The following is a 26,020-nucleotide window of genomic DNA, read 5'->3' on the forward strand; positions in this document are numbered from 1 at the left end:
CGGCTGGTTTTCGGTTCGTTCCCCTCGGTCGCGTCGGCAGGGCTTCGCCTACAGTGCCGGTGGCCGGGGGTCAAGTTCGCGCTATCAAAACCGCAGCTCACACGCATGACCGCAAGCGCGCGGACTTTACCCCCGGACACCGGTGCTGTACCCATCGGGCTGACGACGCGACCGTGGGGAACGGACCGCACCACCCCACAAACCGCAGCCGCTGAGACTCACCCAGCCACCCGAGGGAACCGCGCTAGTTTCCCTGAGGTTGCCGAGGCCCGCCGGAGGCCCGGCTCTTCACCACAGCCCTTGACCTTGATCTTGCTTGTGGCTCTTGATCTGGCCTTTGCTCGTGCTCTGACTTGCTGGAGTTGAAGAGGCCTGAGGTGGGGCGGGGTTGTGAACGCGCGAACCGGCAGCCGAAACACAGACTCGCCGCCACGGACCCCGAACCGGCTCAACTATGACCGAAGGCCGTAAAAAGCTTTGAAACCCACACCCCAACCGCAACCCGGCCCGCAAACTCCAGCCCATAAGAAGCCCCGCACCATCACCTCAGCCACAGGTCACGCCAGCCCCCAGCGCCGGCCGGGAACGAATCCCGACCGGCGACCGGCGACCGGCGACCAGCAACCAGCGCGGCACGGCGCGGCGCAAACTGCCAGGCAAAGGTTGCCTGATGCAGCGCTAAACCCCCACCCCAGCAGCGGCCCGCTGCGCCACATGACAAGCAGCCTCATGCTTAGGCGCCAGCTCCTGCAGCACCGGCGTCTTCTCATGACAGATGGCCTCGGCCATCGGGCACCGGTCCCGGAACCGGCACCCCGGCTTGGGGTTCACCACCTTCGGTGGCTCGGCCTTCGCCGTCTCCACGTCCACCGTCAGCGGCGCGCGCGGGTCCGGCACCGCCGACAGCAGCAGCTGCGTGTAGGGGTGCTTCGGTTCCTGGAGCAGCGACTCGGTCGGACCGGCCTCCACGATGTGCCCGCCGTACATCACCATCACGCGGTCGCTGACGTACCGCGCGCTCGCGATGTCGTGCGTGATGTACAGGAATGACACGCCCTCGGCCTCGCGCAGGTCCGCCATCACGTTCAGCAGCCCGATGCGGATCGAGACGTCCAGCATCGAGACCGGCTCGTCGGCCAGGATCAGCTTGGGGCGGTAGGCCAGTGCCTGCGCGAAGCCGATGCGCTGGCGCTGGCCGCCGGAGAGCTCGTAGGGGTAGCGCTGGAGGATCTCGGCCGCCGGGTTCAGCCCGACCGCCTCGACCACGCGTTCGGCCTCCTCCAGCCGCTGCGACGCCGACAGGTCGGTGCGGTGCAGTTTGAGCCCGCGCACGATCCCGTGTGAGACGCGGTAGGCCGGGTTCAGGGATGCGAACGGGTCCTGGAACACCATCGGCACGTCGCTGCGGTAGGCCAGCTGTGCCTTGCGTCCGTGCATCGAGCTCAGGGGCTTGCCCTCGAATAGGATCTGGCCGGAGGTCGGTTTGTAGACCTGGGCCAGCAGTCGGGCGATGGTCGACTTGCCGCTGCCGGATTCGCCGACCAGCGCCACGATCTCGCGCCGGTTGATGGTCAGGTTCACCTCGTCGACGGCGTGCAGGTTGTTGCTCGAGAAGCCGCCGCCGATCCGGAAGTGCCGGGTCAGGTTCACGGTCTTGAGCAGTTCGGCGCCGGCGGGTTCGGCTGCCGGCTCCGCTGTCCGCACGCTCGGGTTCTCGCTCACGACTCGACCTCCACGCTCACAGCCGCCGGCTCGTGCAGCAGGCACCGGGCCTGCACGGAGTCGACGAGGTACAGCTCCGGCACGTCCACCGAGCACCGCTCCATCGCCACCGGGCACCGGGGGTGGAACCGGCAGCCCGACGGCGGCCGGCCCAGGTTCGGCGGCGCTCCGGGGATGCCGGTGAGCCGCTTCACCTCGCCGCGGATCGAGGGGAACGCGTCCAGCAGGCCCCTGCTGTAGGGGTGCGCGGGCGCGTCGAAGACGGCGCGGGTGCCGCCGAGCTCGACCACCTGACCGGCGTACATCACCATCAGCCGGTCCGAGAAGTGGCTGACCAGCGACATGTCGTGGGTCACGAAGATGACCGCGAAGCCGAGCTGCTTCTGCAACTCCTTGATCTGCGCCATCAGCGAGCGCTGCGCGACCACGTCCAGCGCCGAGGTCGGCTCGTCCATCACGATCAGGTCCGGGGTGAACAGCAGCGCCATGGCGATCATCGCCCGCTGCCGCATCCCGCCGGAGAGCTGGTGCGGGAACGACTTCAGGTGGACCGGATCGATGCCGACCAGCTCCAGCACCTCGGCCGAACGGGCCTTGATCTGCGACTCCGGCCACCTGGCGTGCGCCTTGATCGCGTCCTTGAACTGCCGGCCGATGCTGTGCACCGGGTTCAGCGCGTTCATCGCGCTCTGCATCACGACCGAGAAGTCGCGCCAGCGCAGGGCGTTGAGCGATTTGGCGGTCATCGCCACCAGGTTCTCGCCCTTGAAGAGCACCTCGCCCCCGGAGACCGTGGCCGGCGGGTTCAGCAGCTGCGCGATGCCGAACAGCATCGTCGACTTGCCGCACCCGGACTCCCCGACCACGCCCAGGAACTCGCCCTTGGCCAGGGTCAGGTCCACCCCGGCCACGGCCTCCACCGGGCCGTTCTGGGTGGCGTACTCCACCCGCAGGTCCCGCACCTCGAGCAGGATTTCGCGGTCTGAATTCAGCACGGTCATCGGCTCACTCATTTCCTCCCACCTCCGCCGGCGATCGCCGAAGCCGGTGCGGACGCGGGACGCAGGCGCGAGGCGAGCTTCTTGCCGCGCTGCCTCCTCACCGGCCGCAGAGCCGGGTTGCTGATCTCGTCGAAGGCGTAGTTCATCAGGGCGAAGGCGACACCAAGAACAGCAATACCGATAGCCGGCAGGATGGCCCACCACGCCGTGCCGGACTCCAGCGCGGACTGGGAGTCGGCCCAGTAGAGCATGGTGCCCCAGCTGTCGGAGTTCGGGTCGCCCAGGCCCAGGAACTGCAGGCCGGCCGCGGCGAGCACGGAGTACAGGGCGGCGCCGAGGAAGTTGGCGATGATCAGCGAGATCATCGTCGGCAGCATCTCGAAGACGATGATGTAGGACCGGCGCTCGCCGCGGACCCGCGCCGACTCCAGGAAGTCGCGGTTGCGCAGGGACAGCGCCTGGGCCCGCATCTGGTTGGCGCCGTAGGACCAGCCGGTGACCACCAGCACCGCGATCATGATCGTCAGGGTCGGCTTGCCGGCGTAGGCGGACAGCACGATCACCAGCGGGAAGGTCGGGATGACCAGCACCACGTTGGTGACGAAGGAGATGATGTCGTCCGGGATCCCGCCGAGGTAGGCGGCCGAGACGCCGACCAGCACCGAGACGATGGTCGCCAGACCGCCGGCCACCACGGCGATGATCAGGGGCTCGCGGGCGCCGTAGACGAACAGCGCCCAGATGTCCTGGCCCAGCGAGGTGGTGCCGAACAAGTGCCCGCCGGAGGGGGTCAGCCGCGGCATGAACTTGCCCGGCGCGGTCGGATCGGACACCGAGGTGAACAGGGACGGGAAGACCGCCATCACCAGGAGCACGAAGAACATGCCGAAGCCGACGTTGGCCTTGCGGTTGCTCAGGAACGCGCGCCACACGCCGCTGCGGCCCCGGCGCCTGCCGGACGCGGGCGGACCGACCGGCGCCTCCGGGGCGGTCGCGGAATCCGCTGATGTCAGGGTCGTCATAGGTTCCTCACCCCTTCGCCCGGGTCCGCGGGTCCAGCCAGACGGTGACCAGGTCGCAGATCAGCAGCGCGCCGAGCACCGCCACTGTGAACAACATGAACAGGGTCTGCATCATCGGGTAGTCGATGCTGTTGACCGCGTTGTAGAGCTGGTAGCCCAGGCCCGGATAGTTGAAGATCTTCTCCACCAGGATGGCGCCGGTGAGCACGAAGCCGATCGACATCGCGAAGCCGGACAGGTTGGGCAGGAAGGCGTTGCGCGCCGCGTAGTTCAACATCACCTTGCGGTCGGACAGGCCCTTGGCCCGGCCCATCCGGATGTAGTCCTCGGCCAGCGTGGTGATCATGTTGTTCCGCATGGTCAGCACCCAGCCGCCGATCGAGGTGATCAACAGGGTCAGCGCGGGCAGCGCCGCGTACTTGACGATGCTGCCGACGAAGCCGGGCGAGAAGCCGGGGACGATCGAGGTGTCGTAGTTGCCCGAGGACGGCAGCCAGGTGTTGTCGATCGTCATGAACAGGATCAGGAACAGCCCGACGACGAAGTACGGCAGCGCGCTGGTGATCACGAAGACCGAGGGCAGCACCGAGTCCACGATGCCGCCGCGGCGCCAGGCCGCGATCGTCCCGATCAGCGAGCCGAGCAGGAACGCCAGCACCGTGGTGAAGCCCACCAGGCCCAGCGTCCAGGGCAGCGCCTGGCCGATCAGCTTGGACACCGGCGTGCCCAGAGAACTGCCCAGGGACACTCCCCAGTTGCCGGTGAGCATGTTGCCGAAGTAGTGGATGTACTGCTCGAAGATGTTCTCGTGCGGCTTGTAGCCGAAGGAGGTCAGGATCTGTTCCAGCTGGGCGTCGGAGACCCGGCCCTTGGTCTGGGCGCGCAGGGTGTTGATCGGGCTGCCCGGCATGAAGTGCGGGAGGAAGAAGTTCAGCGTGAGGGCGGCCCAGAGGGTGAGAAGGAAGAACCCTACTCGGCGCAGAAGATATCTCAACCCTCTGTCCTTTCGTTTACTGGCGGCGACGGCGAGGTGGCACGGCGGGCGGCGTCCGGGGGTACGGTTCCGGACGCCGCCGGCGATCCCCGCGCAAGCGGGGCGGTCTCGCGGTTACTGGGCCGGCTTGTAGTACAGGTGCAGCAGCACCTGCTCGTTGTCCGGGTAGTTGAACGCCGCCGGCTGCGCGTACGGGTTGTCCGCCGTCGGCCAGCCGCCGAAGTTCTTGGTGTTGTACTGGAACCAGTCCGCGGACTCGGTCACCGGGATGATCGGCAGGTCCTGGAGCATGTGCGCGCCGACCTGCTTGATCAGCGAGACCTGCTGGTCCTCGGTACCGGCGGTGGCGTACTGGTCGAGCAGGCTGTCCACCGCGGGGTTCTTGTAGCGCTCGAAGTTGCCCGCCGCCGCGCTCTGGCCGAGCGGCGCGGTGTTGGCCGAGTGCAGCCAGGCGCGCAGTTCGGTGTAGGGGGACGGTCCGGCGGACGGCTCGGAGCCGTAGGCCAGGTCGAAGTCGCCCTTGTAGAGCTTGTCGAAGTAGGTCTGGTTGGTCAGCGAGCTCTCGGTGATGTTGATGCCCAGCGGCTTGAGGTCCTGCTTGATCACCGCGATCGAGGCGTCCCAGTCGGTGTAGCCCTGGATCGAGATCATGGTCAGGTTCAGCGGGTTGCTCGGGCTGTAGCCGGCCGTCGCCAGATCCGCCGCGGCCTTGGTCAGGTCCGGCTTGTCGTAGCCGGCCGCCGCGATCGCCGCCGCGTCGTTGTACTTGTCGAAGGTCGGGGTGATCACGCCGGTCTGGTTGGCCGGCGGCTCCTGGCCGTCCTCGCCGATCGCCGAGACCTTGGCCTTGTCGATCGCGTAGGCGATGGCCTGGCGCACGCCGAGCTGGCTGGTGGCCTTGTGCGAGGGGTCCAGGTTCGGGATCACCGAGACGTTCAGCACCGGCGGGGACCAGGTGTGGTTGTCCTGGGACTTGTTCAGGTAGAAGGACTTGATGCCGGTGATGAACTGCGAGCCCCACTGCGCCTTGCCGCTGGCCAGGTCCTGGTTGGCCGGGCCGTTGTCCAGGTAGGCCGGGTATTCCAGGGTGCTGACATACGGCTTGCCGGGCTGCCAGTAGTCGGCGTTGGCCTTGTACTCCATGTTGTTCGGCGTGCACTTGACCGTGTACGGGCCCGAACCCACCGGGTTGGGGTCCGTCCAGGTGTCCGGGTGCGCCGCGGCGTCGCCGGTGGACCAGACGTGCTTGGGGATGATCCCGACCAGCGTGGCGAAGGTGTAGAAGTACACCTGCGCGTTCTGCTTGAAGGTCATGGTGACCTGGCTGCCGCTGGCGGTGACCGAGGTCAGCCCGGCCGCGGACCACAGCGAGTAGTCGTCCAGCGCCGGGGTCTGCTTCATCAGGTTGTACGTGTACGCCACGTCGTCCGCGGTCAGCGGCTGGCCGTCACTCCACTTCACCCCGTCGCGGATGGTGAAGGTGATCTGCGTCTTGTCGGCGTTCCACTGGTAGCCGGAGGCCAGCATCGGCGTCTCCTTGGCGTCCTGCAGGATGTTGACGTAGATCAGCGGCTCGTAGATGAAGCCGAGGGACTCCTGGTTGAAGCTGGAGTTGTACGGGTTGAACGAGCACGGCCAGGTCTGCCCCTGCTCGTTCGCGATGGTGAGCGACCCACCCTGCTTGTAGCTCGCGTTCCCGGTGGACGCCCCGCCGGCCGAGCTCGCCGCGGTGGAGCCGCCGCTGCTGGAGTCCGAGGTGTGCTTCGTACTGGAACACGCGGAGGCCGCCAGGCCTATGGAGACGGCGATCGCGAGCAATGACGACTTGCTACGCCTCATGCTGGGCTTCCTTTCCGATTGCGGGATGTGGCGCCCGAGTTGGTTGGTTTCGTGGTGTGGTGCCTTGCCTCTACCGGTGGTGCTGTCGTGCCGGTGGTGCGAAGTCCCCGATCGTCACAGAGAACTGCCGGGGATGTCATCAGATTGCTTTTGAGGTCGTGGAGATCTCGACGGCGGACCGGGCCAGGGTCAGCGCGCCGGCCAGCGGAGCGTCGAACGGGAAGGCGGCCTGCACCAGCTCCGGAGGGAACGGCACCGCGTTGTCGAGCGCGCGGCGCAACGGGCCGTAGAGCGCCGGCCAGGAGCGCACCATGCCGCCGCCGACCGCGATCCGGGCCGGGTCCACCGCGATGGCCAGGTTCACCAGGTGGAAGGCCAGCTCCTCGGTGAACTCGCGCAGGATCTGGGCGGCGCGCGGATCGTGGCCGGCCACGGCGAACAGGTCCTTGGCGCCGGTGGCGCCCGGATCGATCTCCTTGGCCCGGGCCAGCAGGCCGATGCCGCTCACCTGGTCCTCCAGGATCGAGCGCTCCCCGGCGAGCACGCCGACGTCGCCCAACGCCCGCAGGTTGTAGCCGATCTCCCCGGCGGCGCCGTTGCGCCCGGCGATGACCTGGCCCTTGGTGACGATGGCGATCGCCAGCCCGGTCCCGAGGTTGAGGTACAGGCCCGGATCGGCGTCACGGAGCGCGCCTTCGACGGCCTCGACCCGGGCGGCGGCCTTCACATCGGTCTCGACCCGGACGGCCGAGGACGGGAAGGCCTCCTGGATCTCCTTGGCCAGCGCCAGATCCGCCCAGCCGGGGATGTTGGGGGCGAGATCGACCCCTGATTCCCGCGGGATCCCGATCGTGGAGACGCCGACCGCCAACGGCTCGCGGCCCGGCGCGACCCGGTCCAGCAGCGCCCGCGCGGCGCGCAGCCCCCGCCCGAGCGAGGCCTTGCCGCCCTCGGCGGCGTGGGTCGGGACGGTGGCCGCGCCGAGCCGGGTTCCGGCCTCGGCCTCGGCGACCGCCATCGCGGTCTTCGTGCCGCCGAAGTCGATACCCAGCACAACGCCTTCGGTGGGGTGGGTCTGGGGCGGGAGCAAGCGTCCTCCTCGACGGAGATGTCGGGCATTGCGGGTGGGACGTGGTGCGCTCTGCGGTGGGACGGTGGTGCGAGTTCGTCAGTAAAGTAAACTAAATATTGGGCGGACGGAAGGGGTCGGACGGCGCGCGCGGGTAACCATTCGGCAACGCCCCGATGGGCACAAAATGTGCATCCAGTGATGTTTCGGGCGGGCGAAATCGGCGGCGGACGCGTGCCGCGCAAGCCAATGCGGACAGCTGGACTGCGCGCGCAGAGTCTGGAACCGGCCGGGACGCCTGGACCCGTTCGCCGACGGCGAGGCGGAAATCAGCCTTCGATCGCTGGGCCCCGACCGCCCGCAGACCCCGGCCTTCCGCGTGTCGTCATACCGATTAGTCGGTATTGCGCTCGAATACTACGGTGCATCCAGATACTTCCTCTCAGTCCCCTGGGACCGGCGCCCGCCGACGCCCGCTCCGTCTCGCCGCCTTCGTGGCCGCCGCGTACCTGGTCCTGGAGCCGACCGCGGGCGCGGCGGCCGGGGCGGCCGGTGACAGCGGGGCGGCCCTGCGCCGACCGGTCGCCGCGGCGGCGGCGACGTCCGACCGGGGCTGCGTGACGGCTCCCCCGCCCGCGCGCGCCGTCTCCCGGGCCGCGGCCCGGGGGACGCTTCCGGACACCGGTGGTGGGTCGCAGACCACGTTCATCGCCGCGGCCGGGTTGCTGGTCGGCGGGCTGCTGCTGCGGGCCGCTGCCGGTCGGCTCCGTCGCCGGGACGCGCGATGAGCGCCGCCGGGCTGTGTCTCGGCAGCCTGTGCTTCGGCGGCCTGTGCTTCGGCAGCCTGCGACTGCGGGCCGCTGCCGGTCAGCCCCCTCGCCGGGACGCGCGATGAGCGCCCGCCCGACGAACACCCGCGGACTGCGCGTCCCGCGCCTGGCCACCGGCCTGGCGTTCGCCGGACAGCTGCTCTGCCTGGCCGCCGTCACGGTCTTCCTGCTGGGGCTGACCGCCGGCGGTCAGCAGCGCGCGGCCGCGGCGACGCGGTCGGCCTGGCTCGGTCTGACGGTCTCGGCTCCGCAGACAGTCAAGGTGGGCGACCCGCTCGCCCTGCACCTCACGGTGACGAACCAGACCGGCCGGCCGTGCGGTCTGGCGCCGTCGTCGCAGGGCACTGTCGGACTCGCGGTCCGACACGACGGCGTGCCGCTGTATCCGGGCTTCGCCGTCGTGGAGCCCATCGTGGACATCCGGTCCGCGCTCGCCGCGAGTGCGCAGACCACGGCTCCGGGCGGCCGGATCTCGCTGGACCTGTCGTCCACGCCTGAATCAGGCGCCTCCGCTCTGTCCGCGCTCTCGCTGGCGCCGGACGGAACCACGGTCAAGGCCCGGTGGCTGCTGGACAAGCCGGGCAGCTACGCGATCGCGGTGACCTACGCGATGCCGGGCGGCGCGGGCGAGTGCCCCGGCGGAAGCGGGACGGCGACGGTCACCGTCACGGTCACCAAGCACTGCGCGAAGGGCTTCTTGACGCCGCTGCTTCCGGTTCTGCCATGGCTGTTCGGCGGAGGCGCGGCGCTTGCCATTCCGGCCGCCCTGTCTTTCCTGGGCCGCCTCGGCACCCGCCGACTCGTGCTCGCCCGCGCGACGGCCGTCGCGGTGTGTACGGCCCTGATCGGCCTGAGCACGCCGATGGCGGCCAGCGCCGAAATCGTCGTCATGAACGGCGCCGACACGGACCTCAAAGCCGACTACAACGAGTGCCTCGCGACATTCAAGACCGACGACCCGCTGGACATGATGCCCAGCCTCCTCCACCTCATCCGTGTCGAGCTCTTCCGGGAGGACGGCGACGTCAGCTCGGCGCAACGGAACTTCTTCGACCCCACCCTCCTGCAGGTCCTCTGGAACCCGCACGCCCCGCTCGTGTTCGCCGGCGGCGTGCCCGAGGACAAGTGCGCGACGCTGTATCACGAGCTCGTCCACATCGACGATATGTCGGCGGCCACGACGGACGACACCCCGTGCAGTGACAAGTACCCCGTGAAGCGGGAAGAGGTCAGAGCCACCCGGGCCGAGAATCTGTACCGGACGAATCGCGGGCTGTTGCCGCGTCCGACTTACGGGACGAAGCCGCTGCCGCCGGGAACCGATCCGGACCACGCCGCGGTCGCCAAGGATTGCGACGCGACGCAGCCGCCACCCCCACCGCCGCCGGTCCGCAGCACCGGCGGGTGCAACATCCCCGATCGGGAGCGTCCGCAAGCGCAACCGCGGGCCGTGCGCCGGGACGCGGAACCGCCGGAGCCGGATTTCAGCGGCGCGTCGTGCAGCACCGGCGACCCGCACGTCACGACGTTCGACGGCCGGCACTACGACTTCCAGACCGTCGGCGAGTTCGTGCTGGCCAAGGCGGACGGGATCGAGGTGCAGGCCCGGCAGGCGCCGCTGTTCGACTCGCGGCTGGCCTCGGTCAACAGCGCCGTCGGGCTGCGGGTCGGCCCGGACCGGCTGAGCTTCGCGACGCAGGACCAGGACGGCATCCGGGTCCAGCTCAACGGCGTGGACATCGTGCCGTCCACGGACGAGCTGACCCTGCCCGGCGGCGGCACCCTGGTGGTCGCCGACGACGGGCAGTTCGAGACCCGGTGGCCGGACGGCACCGAGGCCCGCATCGGCACCATGAGCAGCTGGGGGCTCAGCCTCGTAGTGGTCCCGTCCACCACTGCCCGCGGGAAGACCCGCGGGCTCCTCGGGAACTACGACGGGGACCCGGCCAACGATCTGGTCACCAGCACCGGCCAAGTGCTGGCCGACCCGCCCGACCCGAAGCTGCTGTTCGGGCCGTTCGCGGATTCCTGGCGGGTCACCGATGCCACCTCGCTGCTTCCCTACCCGCCGGGGACCAACACCGCGACGTTCACCGACAAGACGTTCCCCGACAAGCCGGTCACCCTCGCCGACCTCGACCCGACCCGGGTCGCCGAGGCCCGGGCCCTGTGCCGGGCGCTCGGCGTCACCGACTCCCCCGAGTCGGAGGCCTGCGTCCTGGACGTCGCCCTGAGCGGCCAGCCCGCGTTCGCCACCGCGGCGGAGGACGTGGACCAGCACGTGACCGGCCAGACGCCGCCCCCCGGCGGCGTGGTCGAACCCGGCGGGACCCTGCGCGACGGCAGCCAAGCCGCCGGCACGCTCGCCAAACCCGGCCAGATCGATGTCTACCACCTGGATCTGGGGCCGGCGACGGTGTTCAGGCTGGCCGACGTCACCAAGGAGAACGGGGACAGCGGCGCCTTCACGCTGACCTTCAAGCTGGATCCGGATCAGAGCCTTGACGCGCCGGGCTTCACCTACACGAGCAACTACCAGTGGCGGGTGGACCAAGGCGGCACCTACACGCTGACGGTGACACGGACCGACGGCGACACCGGCCCGTACGGCTTCGTTCTGCTCACCGCAAAAGAGAAGCGGATCCCGATGACCGTCGGCCAGCCGGTGTCCGGGAACCTGGAAGCCCGAGGCCGCGTGGACATCCACACCTTCACCGCACCCGCGACGGGCAAGCTGCATCTGGACAACGGCACGGGCTGCGATCTGTCGGCGGGGCTCGTCGACGACTCGCCCGCGCCGAACGTCCTGGTGCCGTACGGCGTCTGCTCCGATATCGACATGGAGACGGTGGAAGCGGGGAAGAAGTACGACCTCATCATCTGGTCGGACGACCAGGACACGGGGCAATACTCGTTCACGCCGGTGATCGTCAGCTGAGCTCCGTCTCGGCTCTTCTCTGTCAGATCCTCCATGTCGGCTGCCCTACGTCGGCACTGACACCTCGCGAATCCGGGGTGTCAGTGCCGACTCCTACCGTGAACCACGTAGCCACCGGAGCCGCCGGAGCCGCGGAACAAGGAGGGGCCGTGTACCGCCAAGGAGACGTACTGATCGTGCCGGTCACGGAGAACGCCGTGCCGGCCGGGGTCCGCGCGGCCGGACCCAAGAAGCGCCGGCCGCGCGAATCGATGGTGCTGGCGCTCGGCGAGAGCACCGGGCACGCGCACGCGTTGCTCGCCACCCACGACAACGGCGACTTCTACCCCGCGCCGAGCGAGAGCGAGCCGGCGTTCGTGTTCCTGCCGCTCGGCGGCAAGGTCGTGCACGAGGAGCACGGCGTGATCCCGCTGCCCGAGGGCTGGTTCAAGGTGGTGCGCCAGCGCGAGTACGAGCCGCGGGCGCTGCGCTCGTTCCGGGTGGTGGCGGACTGATGCCGACGCCCGCGACCGACGTGGCCCCACAGCCCGATCTGACCGCCGACGGCATCGTCGCGGTCGCCGCCGCCGGCCACGAGGCCTGGCGCGCCGTCGCCCTGTCGACCGAGGCCGTGGACCGGGAAGCCGCCGAGGAGGCGGTGCTCCGGCTCTACGCCGAAGCGCTGCCCGACACGACTCCGCCCGCGATCATCTGGTGCCGCTCCCCGCTGGAAGCCGCGCGACTCGTCGTCGCGGACGCCAACCAGTTCGGCACCCCGGTCCGGGACCGCATCAGGGACCTGCCGTGGGCACTGGGCCGGGCCCGACTGGCCGAACGGCTCGGCCCGCGCGAGTTCGGCCGGGTCTGGCAGGCGACGTGCGGGGACCTGGCCCCGCTGATGAGTACCCTGATCACCCGCATCGCCATCGCCGTCGAGCAGCAGACCGAGGACACCGCCGAGCGCACCGCGCTGCGCGTCGCGCTGACGCACGCGGTCCACGGCCAGCTCGACGCCGGCTGGCTCCCGCTCTACGAGGCCGCCGGTCTGGACTCGGGCCTGGGCCGGATGGCCCGCTCGGTGAGTTGGTGGTGGCCCTTCGAGAACACGGTCATCCTCACCGAGCGCCCGCTGGCCCTGCGCCTGGACGACCAGGACCGCCTGCACCACGGCGACGGCCCGGCCCTGGCCTACGCCGACGGCCTCGCCGCCTACTCCTGGCGCGGGAACCCGCTGACCCCGGAGTTCGGACAGCGCCTGGCCGAGACCACGGCGGAGGCCATCCGCGCGGAGGAGAACACCGAACTGCGCCGGATGATGGTCGAGCACTACACGCCCGAGCGCTTCCTGAAGGAGTCCGGCGCCAAGCCGCTCCAGGAGGACGAAGCCGGGAAGCTGTGGCGCATGGACATGGGATCGGACGAGCCGATCGTCGTGGTCGAGGTCGTGAACTCCTCGCCGGAGCCGGACGGCACGTTCAACATCTACTTCCTGCGGGTGCCGCCGGCCACGAAGACCGCGAAGGCCGGTGTCGCCTGGACCTTCGGCCTCACCGAGGACGAGTACCAGCCACTGCGGCAGACCTGAGCACAGGCGCGCCGGCGGGGATCCGTGACAGGACCCCGCCGGCGAACGTGTTGTGGAGCCCGAGTTCCGGCATGTGCACGTAGCCGATGTGGCAGTCGCACTGTGTCAGGGGACAGAGTCGTGGCCGCAGGGCATCGCGATATGAGCCGTCGTAGAGATTCCCGAGGCGTTCGGTGGGATCGGTGCGCGAGACGAAATGGCAGCGGTACACCTCGCCGTCGCCGTTCACCGAGATGACGGACTCACCGGCGCGGCAGGCGTGCCCCTGCGAAGGATGCGGAAAGCGCGAGACCGGGAACAGCGGATCGAGCTCCGACCACGGTTCGGCTTCGGCATCGGTGTAGGTGCGGCCCTCCGCGGCGTTGACCCACAGATAGACGTCCTCGGGCAGGTCAGCGCGCAGCCGTCGCGCCGCGGCCAGATGCTCCGGCACCCCGACGATGCCCACGCTGAACCGGACCCCGCCGTCCCGCAGCTCGAAACACCGGCCGAGGAAGCGCTCGTACGGCACCTGGTCCGGATGGTACGTGCACCACAGAGCGAGCGAATCGAGGTCGGCGCCCGTCGTCCACCCGGCCCGCGAGCTCAGATTCGTCTGGATCGCCGCCTCGCCGACGTGGTCGAGACAGCTGAGTCCGACCAGGGCCCGCCGGTACCAGCTCCGGGTCAGCGCTTCGCCCCACGGCGTGAACAGAACACTGATCCGGTCTTCGGTCTGCGCGGTCACCCACGCGACGAACCGCTCCAGCGCCGCACGATCGGCCCGCAACGTCTCCGGCGAATCGCGACGCTTGGCGAACGGGCAGTAGCCACAGTCGTAGTCGCAACTGGCCAGCGGCCCGCGGTAGAGAATCGACAGATCCATCAGAGGCCTACTTCAGTTCGTAGGCACGCATGGCCGCGCGCACCGGCTCGGAGAAGAACATCGGCCCGACGGAGTCCGACCAGGCCAGCCCTTCGGCGCTGAGCCGCAACCGATCATCCGGCGCCGACTCCAGAAAACCGCGTGTGCGCAGCAGTTCCAGCCCGGTCCCGAAGCGCTCGGAGGCATCGTCACGCTCCATTCCCGCCGCCTGAAGCAGCGACTGGATCAGGAACCTGCGAGCCTGCTCGTCGGCATCGAGCCGGTAGCCGACCTCGGCCCGGCTGAAGTCCTCGGTGGCCACGTAGGCGTCGATGATCCCGCGCACTTCCGACGCCGAGACCGCGTAGTCGAAGGAGTAGTGCAGCGAGGCGGTGTAGGACCGCGCGCCGCAGCCGAGACCGATCATGCCGTCGGTCTGACACGCGTAGTCCTCGCCGCCCGCGACGACCGGTGCGTCCAGGCGGCGGAACATCCGCATCGACACCTGCTCGTAGCCGTTCTCCAGCAGGAAGTCGCGGCCGGAGCGGTACAGGTCCAGGCGCTGCGCGTCCCACTCGGCGTCGTGGCTCAGGTTCAGGCGGCCCAGGCCGGTCAGGGGTCGTACATACAGCGGGTAGAGGTAGATCTCCTCGGGCGTCCAACGCAGCGCCGTCTGCAAGGAGGCCCGCCACGACTCGCGGGTCTGGCCGTCGATGCCGTAGATCAGATCGATGTTCAACACCGGGATCTCGGCGGCGCGGATCGCGTCCAAGGCGGCGAAGACGTCGGCCGATTTCTGCGGACGCACCGCCGAGCGCGCCTCGACGTCATCGAAGCTCTGCACGCCCAGGCTCAGCCGCGTGGTCCCCCGCTCCGCGAGCACCGCCAGCCGGTCCGGCGTCGCGGTGGCCGGGGACGCCTCGACCGACAACGGGATCGCGCCGAGGCCGACTCCCATCACTTGCGAGGCGATATCGAAGAGCCGGGACAGCTCGTCAGGACTCAGATACGTCGGCGTGCCGCCACCGATCGCCGCGTTGGCGAAGCGCGGCGCCGGACCGGACTCGTCCAGGGCGGCGCGGGCCGCGATCGCCTGCCGTTCCAGGGCGTCCAGATACGCCGCGGTCAGTGACTCGGGCGCACCGGTGCGGGTGAACAGGTTGCAGAAACCGCAGCGGACGTCACAGAACGGGACGTGCGTATAAAAGGACAACGCATCGCGCTCCTCGCCACGCCAGACATCGGCCAGGAGCGGCTTGGGTTCGAGCGGCCGGTACGCCGTTTTGTGCGGATAGGCGTAGACGTAGGCCTGGTAAGGACGATCCAGCATCAGCCCTCGTATCCCTTCGGCAGCACGAAGTCCGCATACGGCACCGTCCAGACCACCTCATGGCCGATGCGGTGCCCGACATGGCCGTCCTCGCCATAGGCGGTCCCGTGGTCGGAGCAGACGATGGTGAAGCAGGCGCGGCGAGCCGCCATCAGCGTGAACAGCCGGCCGATACGCGTGTCGACGTAACGCAATGCGGCCGCGTGGGTGGCCCTGGTGTCACCGGCCTCTTTGGTCGCACCGTCGAGGTGGAACCAGTTCGGCTGGTGCAGCGCCGGAACGTTCACGAACAGGAACAACGGCTGGTCCTCGGGCTGCGCCGCGACCACCTGTTCCACGACACCGAGCTGGTTGCCGAACGAATCCGGATCGGTCACCCCGGTCGCGACCGACCAGTGCGCCTCTTCGAAGAAGCCGGGCAGCACCTGCCCGAGCCGGCTCTCCGGGTTGAAGAACCCCACTCCCCCGACGCAGACCGTCCGGTATCCGGCCGCACGCAGCCCGGCCACCAGATCCGGCTCTTCGAAGACCCAGGTGTCCTCGGCCGTGGTCTCGCTGCCGCCGAAGCGCGCGGCGAACAACCGGGGATGCCGGCCCGGGGCCACCGGCGTCGGCAGGAAGCCGGCGAAGAAGGCCGAGTGCGCGGCGAACGTGAACGAGCCCGGCGTGTGCCGCCGTTCCCAGCCGTCCGGCAGCACGCGGGCCAGGTTCGGCAGCCGGCCGGCGGCGAGCTCTTCGGCGGCGACGTCATAGCGGAGCGTGTCGAGCGTGACGAACAAGAGGTCGTGACTCCCGACGATCTCGTTCATCCGCTTTGAAACTGGCGGCATGGTCATGGCGCGAAACGACCTATCAGTGAACGTACTTGAGCGCCGTAGGTCCCGACGCCCTCCCCGGGAGTGCCCGGAAGTCCCATGAGGTTCGGCAAGAGGTCGCCGTACGCGTTGACCTCGCCGATGCAGTCGACATCGGCGCCGCCGTCGGCGCCGGGCAGCACGTCGATCCCGAGACAGTGCGTGCCGGGGAAGCAGGCCGCCGCCCACTCGGCGAGCTCGAGGACGGCCAGCCAGCGCTTCTCGCCGATCTGTGCCTGGAACGCCGCCAGATCGCCGCGCTGCCCGCCGAGATGCAGGTTGGTCATCGGGGACGTGCTGGTACGCAGCACCGCGTGGGTGGCACGGCCGCCGACCGTGACGATCCGCAGATCGCAGTCTCTGCCGTCGATACTCGCTTTACGCACCCAGCGCTCGGCGTGGAGTCCGTCGACCGCCAAGGCCGCCAGCAGGTCATCGATGTCCTGGTCCCGCAGGTAGGTGCGGATCTTCAGCGAGTTGTAGAGCTCGATCCCGGCCTCGGTGCGGACCATCTCGGCCGAGGTGACCGCGCGCCGGTGTCGGCCCCGTACGGTCAGCGCCACGACGCCGGAGGCCGAGGAGCCGTGCCGGATCTTGATGAACGCCGACTCCGAACCGTCGGTCCCGGCCTCGGGCGGCACCGGCACGCCGGCCTCGGTCAGCAGCCTGTGCGTGGCCGCCTTGTCGAAGGCCGTGGCCACGTCCCGCTGATCGAACAGCCGCACCGCGCCGGCGTCGTCGATGGCCCGCTCCAGCTTCGCCACCACCGCGGTAAAGCCCTGATACCACTGCCGCGTGCCCTCGACCCGATACATGTCGACCGCCTCGTCCGACCCGCGCAGCAGCCGGGCCACCTCGGCGTCCTCGCCCGGCGAGTCCACCCGGGCCAACTCCCCGGCGCGGAACCCGAAGTCGCCGCGCAGCACGTCCAGCCACGGCACGACACGCGGTTCTTGAAGCCCGGCTTCGCGGACGGCCTGCGCGAAGAGCTTCACCCGCCGGTTCTCCGGGTTGCCGACGACCGCGAAGCGCAGCGGAACGGCCGGCCGGTGCGAGACGGTCATTCGGCGACGGAGACGAACCGCGTCTCCTCGCCGTCCCAGTTGTCCGGCTCCTGGTGCTCCGACAGGTCCACCTCGACGCCGGGCAGCGCCTCGCGCAACCGGTCCTGCATCTCCTCCGACAGGAAGTGGTGGTGCAGGTCGAGCTTCTTCAGGTGGGTCAGCGGCTGGCCGGCCAGCAGCGCCGCCGCGCCTTCGTCGCCGAGGCTGCCCAGCGACAGGTCGAGGACTTCCAGGCGGGAGACGATCAGGGCGTGCGCCACGGCGGCGGCGATCTCGTCGCTGTTCTCGGCGTTGCGCAGGCCGAGGTAGCGCAGTTCGGGCAAGCCGGTGCCGCCCAGGATGCCGTCCAGGTCGGAGACGTCCGAGCCGCCGAAGTACCCCTCGGTGCCGAGGTACAGCTCCAGATCGGTCAGCTCGGGGAACTCCGATCCGGCGACCGCGCGCACCACCTCCGGCGGCAGGCCGCCGCACTGAAACGTCAGCTCCCTGAGCTCCGGGTACGCGCGCTGCTCCCAACCCAGGTTCTCACTGCCCCGCGCGCCGAACGTCAGCAGCTTCGGGAACGCGCGCAGCAGCGGCGTCAGGTCGCTCTGCTTGATCCACGAGATCTCCCACTGCTGGGCCTCGACGTCGCCGATGAACAAGTGCCGCAGATTCGGAAACCGGTCGGCGGCGGCGACCAGCGGCGCGAACACGTCGGCCGCGGTCTGGTCCATGTTGTTCTCGGTGACCCAGTTGCCGATCACGAAGGCGCCGACCCGGGCCGGGTCCACGTCGCGCAGGAAGGCCTCGAACATCGTCGAATGGCTCAGGCCGTCCCAGCCCGACACCGAGACGCACCAGGCCCACGCCTCGACGTCGGCCGGGATCCCGACGCCGCCGGGCCAGTCGGCCATCTCCTCGAAGTCGGCGCCGGGCAGGCTGAAGACGGGCAGCCCGCCCCACCGCGCCAAGTTGACGCACTCGCTGTCGATCACGTGGACCCCCTGGGCCGGCCGGTTGGATGCAGGCCTTTCTACCAGCCGCCGCCGACCGGATGATCCGGCCCGTTGAGTCCGCTCACTCGAATTCGGCGTCCCGCAACCGGATGGACAACTCCATCCGGCGGCGCAGCAGCTGATCCAGCAGCACCCCGCCGACCGTCATCGCCAGCACCACCGCCACGACCGGCACCGTCCAGCCCCAGCCGATCGAGCCGGTGGCCACCACCGAGTCGCCGGACGCGCCGCCCGGGCCCTGGTCCAGCGGTCCCAGCATCGGCGCCAGCCCGGCGCCCATCGCCAGCCCGGCGGCCGCGGCCAGCACTGCGACCGGCAACGGCACCAGCGTGGCGACCAGCCGGCTGCGGCCGGACCGCAGGCCGAACACCTGGAGCAGCAAGGCGCTGTCCCGGCTCACGGTGCGGGTCGCGGTCAGCAGTTGCAGCAGACACAGCGCGAAGTAGCCGACGCAGAGCGCTTCGACCAGATGGAAGACGTCCCGGGCCGCCGACACCCCGCCCTGGCTGTAGTCCTGCGACCGCACATCCGCGAGCGTCGTCACCGCGGTGCCGCCGACCACGCCGGGCAACGCCCGCAACGCCGACGCGGAGATCGCGCCGGTGGTTCCGCTGAACCAAGCGACGTTCGGCCGGCCCGGATCGGCGTCCGGCACCTCACCGTACGGCACCACGATGTAGTCCGTCCCGCCGAGGCCCACGACCGAATCGGCCAGCGGCACGTCCGCATACGCGCCGATGACGGCCTTCAACGCGCCGCCGGAATCGGACACCGACACCTGTCCTGAATACAAGCCCTGCAAACCTGGCGAGGCCAGCACCGTCACGGTGCCGTCGGCGGCCTGCGGCGCGGGCCAGTTCGCCGGGACCTCCTGGCCGCGCGCCGAGCCGTCGGACAGCGCGGCCGCGGCGGCCTGCCGGAACGCCTGCGGATTCAAGGTGAGCACGGTGATCGGCCGCGGCTGGGGAATCCCCTGGGCCGTGATCGGCGCGATCCCGCCGAAGTCGGCGCGGCCGGTGAAGACCCCGCGCACGCCGGGCGCCTTCGCAGCCGCGGCGGCGAACGTGTCAGGGAACGGAGTCGTCTGGACGCCGATCCGCGCGGTAGCACCGACGTCGCGCACCGAGTCGTCGCGCACCTTCTGCATCACCGAGGCGTCGTAGCCGGCCGCGAACATCCCGGCCGCGACCACCACGACCAGCCCGGCCAGCGGCGCCGCCACCACCGGCACCCGGCGCCCGGACAGCGCCGCGGCCACGAAGCCGACCACGCTCCTGCGCCGCGCCAGCAACCGCACCGCCGGCCCGAACAGCACCGGCACCAGCCGCACCGCGGCGACCCCGGCGGCGAAGGCCAGCAGCGCCGGGGCGGCGACCGCGATCCAGTCGATCGAGCCGTCGGCGTTCGCAGCGCCCTGACTCCGGTAGATCGCCAGCGCGCCGCCGGCCGCCAGCAACAGGCCGACGTCCCGCACGATCCGCTTGCCCCGCGCGGTCTCGCCGACCGCCTCGTGCCGGGCCGAGATGACGCGGTCGCCGCCGCGGTAGACCCAGTAGCCGACCGCGCCGAACGTCAGCAGCGTCGCCAGGACCACGCCGGACCAGGCGGCCGGCGTCCGCAGTGTGCCGCGACCGTCTTCCACCGCCGCGAGCGCGCCGAGGACCGCGGAGACGAACACGATCACCGAGATCTGCGTCGCGTGCCGGAGCGCCAGCCGGACCGGTGACGCGCCGCGGGCCCGGCACAGCGTGACGTCCTTCGCCCGCCGCAGCACGGTCAGGCGCAGCATGAGGAACAAGGCCGCCAAGGCGCCGGCCGCCAGCGCGCCGAGCACCACCGCCGACAGCTGGTGGCTGGCCGACTGCGTGCTCAGGACCTGCTGCGCCAGCGCCTTCAGCCCGCTGTTCATCGTGACGGCGGCCTTGAAGTCGCCGGTGTCCAGCTGCGCCTGGTCCAGCGCGGGCCCGACGGCGGCCAGCGCACCGGAGGTCAGCCGGGCCGGGTCGATGACGTAGTCGTAGACCGTGGTGTACTCGCCGATCCGGGCCTGCGCCGAAACCGTCGAGATGGCCTCGGGGCGATCGACGAAGACGTCCGCCTCCCACACCGTGATCTGTTTGTCGCAGTCGACGGTGCTCAGGCAGACGGTCGTGAGTGCCGGATCCGGTTTGTCGGCGATATGCCACATCGGGTCGGCCGGACCGGGGCCGGCGGCCGGGACGAAGATCCCGGCGACCTGGACGCTCAGCGTGAACGGGATGCCGCCGGTACTGGCCGGCGGGCTGGCGTCCATCTTCACCAACGTGCCGACGCTCAGCCCGAGCTTGTCCGCGGTCTGCTGGGACACCGCGATCGGCAGCGTCATCCGCAGGGAGGACAGGAAGCCGTCGAGCGGGTCGAAGGTCCGCTGGGCCGCCTCCTGGCCCGGAGCCGAACCGGCGACGTAGCGCACCTGCCGGCTCAGCTGCGGCGACCAGTCCAGGCGCAGCCACGCCGGATCCCCCAGACGGGCCGGCGGGTCCAGGGCCGGCACCAGGTGGTCGTACTGCCGCGTGATCGAGGTCTGCGACACCAGCGAGCTGAGCTGCGACGGCAGCTGGGACAGGTTGGTCGAGCCGACCGAGGTGATGTCAGAGCTCGAGTTCGGATACTGCGGCTGCATCGACACCGGAGGTGTGGACAGGACGAGATCCCGTTGCGAGTACGGCGCTTTGCCGACCAGCGAGCTGACCGTCCACGCGTCCGAACGCTTCGTGTCGGCCGGGATCGCCACCGCGGTGGCGGCGGTCCCGGCGGCCAGCAGCGCCAGCGCGGCCAGCACCAGCCGGGCCGGGCCGAGTTCGGCGAACCAGCGCGGCGCCCTCATCGGCCGTCCTCCCCCAGGCGCAGCGTGCCGCCGGTGTCGGCGGTGCGCCGGGTCAGCGACACCAGCGCGACCAGGCCGAGCAGCAGCACCGCGGCCACCGCGCCGACCCCGGCCAGCGCCGGCAGGTCCACCACGGTCACCGGTTCGGGGATCGGCACCTGTCCGGAGTCGGTGAGGATCAGCAAGGGGAGTTCCGATCGGATCGTGAGCACCGCCAGCGCCGCGCCGCCGACCATGCCGAGGACCACCAGCAGCAGGTTCTCGGCCAGCAGCATCGCGGCGGTGCGGCGGCGGGACAGTCCCAGGGCGTTCAGCAAGGCCAGTTCGGTGGTGCGCTCGCGCAGCGCGATGACCGAGTGCAGCGCGAAGCCGATGAGGATGAACAGCAGCGCCGCGCCGGCCGCGATCACCAGCGTCAGCTTCATGCCGCTGCGGACCGGGTCGTCGCGGATCAGCGCGGCCTGGCTGGACCGGTCGGTGACGATGGGCGCGGACACCAGCGCGCCGTTGTGCACGGCACGGTAGCCGGCGGCGAGTTGCGCGGGCGTGGTGCCCTCGGCGGCCTTGGCCCACCACTCGGTCTGCTCGTTGACCGCCCGGGACGCCAGGTCCGCGCGGTCCAGGAAGCCGATCGGCACCACCACCGCGCAGTCCTCAGCCGGGGCGCCGGCGGCCCGCTGGCCCAGCCGGTAGGGCGCGGGCATCGCCTTCACCGTGCCGACGAAGTGCACCCGCACCGGGGCGCCGAAGGCCGAGGTGGTGTAGGTGTCGCCGACTTTCAGGCCCAGGGTGGTCAGCAGCTGAGTGGAGGCCAGGACCGGGACGTCGGTCAGGGCCGCGCTGGAGCGGGCCAGGTCCAGGGTGTGGGTGATGATCGGCGCGGAGTCGGTGCCGAAGCCGGAGAACTCGGTGAAGTGCGCCAGCCCCGAGCCGGAAGTCTGGCCGACCTGGTAACCGGCCGGTGAGACGTCGCTGTCGGAGGTGTTCGAGGAGCCGGCCTGGAGCGGCTCGCCGAAGGCGTGGGCCTGGACCCCGGCCGGCAGCGGGGCCGGGGCGCCGTCGGCGGTCAGGTTGCCGACGTCCACGGTCGCGGTCTCGGGATCGCCCTTGCCCCCGGCCGCGACGCTGCAGGTCGGGACCGGGTTGCCCGCGCTGTCGTAGGTCAGGCACAGCGGCGCGTGGTAGGAGACCGACAGAGCCGTGATCCGCAGCGGGTACGCGATGGTCCCGCCCTCGGCGTCGACCTGTGCGCTGAGGGTGTGGGTCTGCCCGTCGGCGGCCTGGACCCCGCCGAAGTCGACGACCGCGCCGACCCCGTAGCGGTCCACCACCTCGGCCTGCACGTCGAGCGGCCCCAGGCTGCCCGGAACGCTCGGGTCCAGGGCCTGGCCCTGGTAGCGGACGTCGAGGGTGAGCTTGGTCGGCTTGCCGGGCAGCGTCACGCCGCCGGACATACCGTCCGCGTCCCAGCCCTGGGACGCCAGCTGCGCGGACAGTTGCGGCCAGCTCTTGCCGGCCAGATCAGAACGCAGCTCCACGACGTTCGCGGACTTGGCCGGATCGATGCCCAGGACGTTGATCGGCAGCTGTTGCAGCCCGGAGCCGAAGAACAGACTCTCGCGGGCCGCCGCGAAGCCGCCGCCGGCACCCGGAACCGCGGCGAGCGATCCGGCGGCGCCGAGATGGCCGCCCGGGATCCCGGCGGCGCGGACGTCGGCACCGACCACATGCGTGCCCTGATCATCGGCGGAGCGGTTGACCGAAGCGAGGAAGACAGTGGCCTGAGTCCCCACCGCGACCGCCATGATCAGCAGGGCCATCGGGGCGGCGTAGGTGCGGGCCGTCCGGCCGATGCGCCAGCCGGCCAGCGCCAGGACCGCGGCCCGGCGACGCGCGGCCAGGTACTCCAGCGGGCCGACGATCAGCGGCAGCGCGCGCAACAGCACCAGCGACCCGGCCAGCAACAGCACCGACGGCGCGACCACCTGCGGCATGCTGAGCGGCCCATTGTGCGAGGGGTCGTTGCCGAATCGGGTCAGTTCCCAGAACGCGCCGACGCCGAGCAGGACCACGATCACGTCGGCCCCGGTGCGCTGCACGGCGGTGCGCACCTGCGAGCGGCTGCGTTCGCGCTTGACGCCGACGAAGCTGGCCGAGGACGTCACCGGCACCAGGGCCAGCAGCAGCAAGGTGGCCAGCGCGCCGATCGCGACGACGACCCACAGGTCGGAGCTGATCGGCGGGGCGCTGTCCCGGGCCGAGGACCAGTGGCTGGAGGATAGGCCGCGTTCCAGAAACCTTGCCGCGAAAGGGGAGACGGCCGCGACCGGGAGCGTGAGCATCAAGCCCTCGGCCAGACCCACCCGCAGCAGCCCGGCGACCGAGGCCCCGCGGGCCCGCAGCAGGCCGTCCGATTCGCGGCGGTGCTCGGACAGCAGGCGGGTGGTCAGGACCAGAGCGGTCAGCGCCAGTAGCCCCAGTTCCACCACCGGCAACAGATTCAGCCGGCTGCTGATGCTCAGGTCGCTGTCGATGCCCTGGGTCTGCGGCGCGAGTTGGTCCAGGACGCTGGCGTGGATGTTGGAGTCGACGTTGGTCGCCGCGTTCGGGAGCCAGGCGTCGAGGGCGGCCAAGCGGTTCTGCAGGGTGGCCGCCGCGCCGGTCTGGATGGTGCGGAAGTTCGGGGCGGCGATCACCGTCTCCTGCCGGATGTCCAGCAGCCCTCCGGCGGTGACGCTCTGGTCGACCAGCAGCGGTCCGAAGGTGGGCAGGTCCTCTTGGCCCTTGCCCGCACCTTTGTAGGCCTCGGCTTGCCAGAACGAGGTGGTCTTGTCGGTCGGGGTGTAGACGCCGACGATTTTGAAGCGCTGCTGGACGCCGTCCAGGCGGGCTTCGGTGCCGACCTCGTCGCCGACCTTCCAGTGGTTCGCGGCGGCGGCGACTTCCGGGATCACCGCTTCGAACTCGGTGCCGGAGGCGGTGCGGGTGCCGGGCTGGACGGTGGCCGGGGCCGGGGCGGGCCAGGTGCCGGAGATGAGGTGGGCGTATTGGGTGGCGCCGTTGGTGCCTAGGAAGTAGACGGAGTAGGTGGCTTGGGGTCCAGATCCGGATCCGGATGTGGTTCCGGTTCCTGCTGCTGGTGCGGTTCCGGTTCCGGTGACGCCGTAGGGGACGGTCGCGGTCTCGTGGATGACCGAGGTGTCGACGCCGACGAAGGCCGCGCGGACCTGTTGCTCGGTGGCGGACAAGAACGCGACGCGGCTGGTCGGGTCGGCCGGGAAGCGCGAGCCGATGTTGTAGACCGCGGTCACGGTGCGCTCATCGTCCGGGAGCGTGCTGAGCGCTTGGCGGACGCCGTCGCGTTCGGCGGTGGTGCCGTGCATGCGGATGAGCGTGACCAGGACCAGGGCCGGCAGCAGGACTGCCAGGGCGGCCAGCAGGAGCATGCGTTGGGCGATCGCGCGCTTGCGGACCAGGCCTGAAACACCGCCGCCGCTGGATGGGGGGACACGGCTCATACGGGTTAGAACGGGGGGCTGAGGTAAGGGCGTTGCGGTCGTTACCAATCGGTGATGTTGAGCGCTTGCCGGCAGCCCGGTTGCCCACCGCATAAACTCCCGCCATGGGTGGTGAGTACTGGCAAGCCGAGCCGGACGGTCCAGCACGCGAGCGCACGGTACGTCTCGACGTCCCCGGCCGCGCCGAGTCCCTGCCCCTGATCACCGCCGACGGCGTCTTCGGCACACAACGCGTCGACCGGGGCACCGGCGTCCTGATCCGGCACGCGCCGGCCCCCGCACCCGGCACCGGTGTCGTGGACGTGGGCTGCGGGTACGGCCCGATCTCCGTCGCGATGGGACTGCGCCAGCCCGCCGCCGGGGTGTGGGCCGTGGACGTCAACCGCCGCGCCCTGGCCCTGACCGCGCGCAACGCAGCGACGGCCGGCGCGCACAACGTCGTGACCGCCGAACCCGAGTCGATCCCCGCCGCACTGCGCTTCGACCGCATCTACTCGCACCCGCCGATCAAGATCGGCCGGTCCTCGATGCACGAACTCCTCGACGGCTGGCTCCAGCGGCTGGCCCACGGCGGCGACGCCTTCCTGGTCGTCAAGCAATCGATGGGCGCCGACTCCCTGCACTCCTGGCTCACCGACTCCGGGTACCAGGCCGCGCGCGCCGCCTCCAAGCAGGGCTACCGGCTCCTGCACGTCAACACGAACGCGGATTCCCGACAGCCACCGGGCCTCACGCCCGCCGACCTGCGCACCATCGCCCGGGCCACCGGCCGTACCTGGAACGTCCTGGGCCGACTCGCGGGCGGACGTTCCGACAGCGTCCAGTTCCTCGGTTCCGGCGAGGACCGCGCGGTCGCGAAGATCAAGCTCGGGGCGTGGTGGGGCCCACAGCTGGCCGAGTTGGAGGCCACGGCCGCCGAGCTGGCCGAGGCCGGATATCCGACCCCTGCGATCCTCGCCCACGGCCCGTTGGCCGGCGACGAGCGCCACTTCCTGCTGACCGCCTTCGAACCGGACGCCGAACCGGCAGCCACCGACGCCACGTTCCTGGCGCAGGCGGCAGCGGCCGTGGGACGGCAGGCCGGCGTGCGGCCGCGGCCGGAACGTGACTGGTCGGCGATGGTCACGCTGTTCCTGAACGGCGGCATCACAGAGCACGAATTCCACCCGGAGCTGGCCGGCCTCGCCGCCCGAGCGCTGGCCCTCGTGCCGCATCCGGTCCCGGCGCTGCCCAGCACCGAGTTCGTCCACGGCGATTTCACCACCGCGAACCTGCTCAGCCGGAACGGCGCGCTGTCCGCCGTCATCGACCTGGAGGGCTTCGGACGCGGCACGCGCACCATCGATCTGGTGTCCCTGCTGGCCTCCGTGATCGGCGACGCTCCCGCGTCGGCCGTGCAAGCCCTGGCACGGGACGCCGTCGCAGCCTCTGACGAGGCGACGTTCCGCGCCTGCCTGGCACACCGGGTTCTGGCGAGTCTGTTGTCCGCGACCGACTTCCCGGAGCGCCTCACGGAAGTCTCCAAACGGGCCCGGCTGCTACTCGCGCTGGCGGACTGACCGCACTG

Annotated in this window: 18 protein-coding genes; 5 read left to right on the forward strand and 13 right to left on the reverse strand. The window is 70.5% G+C overall.

Annotated elements, in window-relative coordinates; all coding sequences use genetic code 11:
* Positions 1–678: 678 nt before the first annotated feature.
* The 6 genes from KGQ19_RS12985 to KGQ19_RS13010 form a co-directional block, all read right to left on the reverse strand.
* A complete protein-coding gene (locus KGQ19_RS12985; protein WP_307856407.1) occupies positions 679–1,722 on the reverse strand; it encodes an ABC transporter ATP-binding protein in 1,044 nt (347 codons plus the stop codon).
* Positions 1,719–2,735: an ABC transporter ATP-binding protein gene (locus KGQ19_RS12990; RefSeq protein ID WP_212009361.1), complete on the reverse strand. Its 1,017-nt coding sequence runs from the start codon at positions 2,733–2,735 to the stop codon at positions 1,719–1,721. The genes KGQ19_RS12985 and KGQ19_RS12990 overlap by 4 nt, the downstream gene beginning before the upstream one ends.
* Complete coding sequence (locus KGQ19_RS12995) at positions 2,732–3,745, reverse strand: ABC transporter permease (protein ID WP_212009362.1); 1,014 nt, start codon at positions 3,743–3,745, stop codon at positions 2,732–2,734. The genes KGQ19_RS12990 and KGQ19_RS12995 overlap by 4 nt, the downstream gene beginning before the upstream one ends.
* A 7-nt stretch (positions 3,746–3,752) precedes the next feature.
* Complete coding sequence (locus KGQ19_RS13000; RefSeq protein ID WP_212009363.1) at positions 3,753–4,739, reverse strand: ABC transporter permease; 987 nt, start codon at positions 4,737–4,739, stop codon at positions 3,753–3,755.
* Between the two features lie 114 nt (positions 4,740–4,853).
* A complete protein-coding gene (locus tag KGQ19_RS13005; protein ID WP_212009364.1) occupies positions 4,854–6,578 on the reverse strand; it encodes an ABC transporter substrate-binding protein in 1,725 nt (574 codons plus the stop codon).
* Positions 6,579–6,717: 139 nt separating this feature from the next.
* Positions 6,718–7,668: an ROK family protein gene (locus KGQ19_RS13010; RefSeq protein WP_230418574.1), complete on the reverse strand. Its 951-nt coding sequence runs from the start codon at positions 7,666–7,668 to the stop codon at positions 6,718–6,720.
* 473 nt (positions 7,669–8,141) lie between these two features.
* Here KGQ19_RS13010 and KGQ19_RS13015 point away from each other — a divergent pair, with 473 nt between their 5' ends.
* From KGQ19_RS13015 to KGQ19_RS13030, 4 genes are all read left to right on the forward strand, one after another.
* Positions 8,142–8,435 (forward strand): LPXTG cell wall anchor domain-containing protein, encoded by a 294-nt coding sequence (locus KGQ19_RS13015; RefSeq protein WP_212009365.1) that lies wholly within the window; start codon positions 8,142–8,144, stop codon positions 8,433–8,435.
* 103 nt (positions 8,436–8,538) lie between these two features.
* Complete coding sequence (locus tag KGQ19_RS13020; RefSeq protein WP_212009366.1) at positions 8,539–11,415, forward strand: VWD domain-containing protein; 2,877 nt, start codon at positions 8,539–8,541, stop codon at positions 11,413–11,415.
* A gap of 149 nt (positions 11,416–11,564) precedes the next feature.
* Positions 11,565–11,909, forward strand: a complete 345-nt coding sequence (locus tag KGQ19_RS13025) for a DUF8820 family protein (RefSeq protein ID WP_212009367.1) — start codon at positions 11,565–11,567, stop codon at positions 11,907–11,909.
* Positions 11,909–12,979, forward strand: coding sequence for a DUF6745 domain-containing protein (locus KGQ19_RS13030; protein WP_212009368.1), 1,071 nt, complete (start codon positions 11,909–11,911; stop codon positions 12,977–12,979). Before KGQ19_RS13025 ends, KGQ19_RS13030 begins: the two co-directional genes overlap by 1 nt.
* Here KGQ19_RS13030 and KGQ19_RS13035 read toward each other — a convergent pair.
* The 7 genes from KGQ19_RS13035 to KGQ19_RS13065 all read right to left on the reverse strand — a co-directional run bounded on the left by KGQ19_RS13035 (position 12,942) and on the right by KGQ19_RS13065 (position 24,453).
* On the reverse strand, positions 12,942–13,844 hold the full coding sequence (locus KGQ19_RS13035; RefSeq protein WP_212009369.1) for an STM4011 family radical SAM protein: 903 nt from the start codon (positions 13,842–13,844) through the stop codon (positions 12,942–12,944). The genes KGQ19_RS13030 and KGQ19_RS13035 overlap by 38 nt on opposite strands.
* Before the next feature lie 7 nt (positions 13,845–13,851).
* Positions 13,852–15,153 (reverse strand): STM4012 family radical SAM protein, encoded by a 1,302-nt coding sequence (locus KGQ19_RS13040; protein WP_212009370.1) that lies wholly within the window; start codon positions 15,151–15,153, stop codon positions 13,852–13,854.
* The gene (locus tag KGQ19_RS13045; protein ID WP_212009371.1) at positions 15,153–15,962 is read right to left on the reverse strand and encodes an STM4013/SEN3800 family hydrolase; all 810 of its coding nucleotides are present in this window, start codon (positions 15,960–15,962) and stop codon (positions 15,153–15,155) included. Before KGQ19_RS13045 ends, KGQ19_RS13040 begins: the two co-directional genes overlap by 1 nt.
* A gap of 23 nt (positions 15,963–15,985) precedes the next feature.
* On the reverse strand, positions 15,986–17,071 hold the full coding sequence (locus tag KGQ19_RS13050; protein ID WP_212009372.1) for an STM4014 family protein: 1,086 nt from the start codon (positions 17,069–17,071) through the stop codon (positions 15,986–15,988).
* The gene (locus KGQ19_RS13055) at positions 17,068–18,048 is read right to left on the reverse strand and encodes an STM4015 family protein (RefSeq protein ID WP_212009373.1); all 981 of its coding nucleotides are present in this window, start codon (positions 18,046–18,048) and stop codon (positions 17,068–17,070) included. The genes KGQ19_RS13050 and KGQ19_RS13055 overlap by 4 nt, the downstream gene beginning before the upstream one ends.
* An 82-nt stretch (positions 18,049–18,130) precedes the next feature.
* Positions 18,131–20,935 carry a hypothetical protein gene (locus tag KGQ19_RS13060; RefSeq protein ID WP_212009374.1) on the reverse strand — a complete coding sequence of 935 codons (2,805 nt, stop codon included), beginning with the start codon at positions 20,933–20,935 and terminating at the stop codon, positions 18,131–18,133.
* Positions 20,932–24,453 carry an ABC transporter permease gene (locus tag KGQ19_RS13065; protein WP_212009375.1) on the reverse strand — a complete coding sequence of 1,174 codons (3,522 nt, stop codon included), beginning with the start codon at positions 24,451–24,453 and terminating at the stop codon, positions 20,932–20,934. Before KGQ19_RS13065 ends, KGQ19_RS13060 begins: the two co-directional genes overlap by 4 nt.
* A gap of 104 nt (positions 24,454–24,557) precedes the next feature.
* On the opposite strand from KGQ19_RS13065, the gene KGQ19_RS13070 reads away from it, so the two are divergent.
* Entirely contained in the window at positions 24,558–26,012 is a 1,455-nt protein-coding gene (locus tag KGQ19_RS13070; protein WP_212009376.1) for a methyltransferase, read from the forward strand.
* Positions 26,013–26,020 lie beyond the last annotated feature (8 nt).

It is taken from the genome of Catenulispora pinistramenti, from assembly GCF_018274385.1.
GTDB classification, from domain to species: Bacteria; Actinomycetota; Actinomycetes; order Streptomycetales; family Catenulisporaceae; genus Catenulispora; species Catenulispora pinistramenti.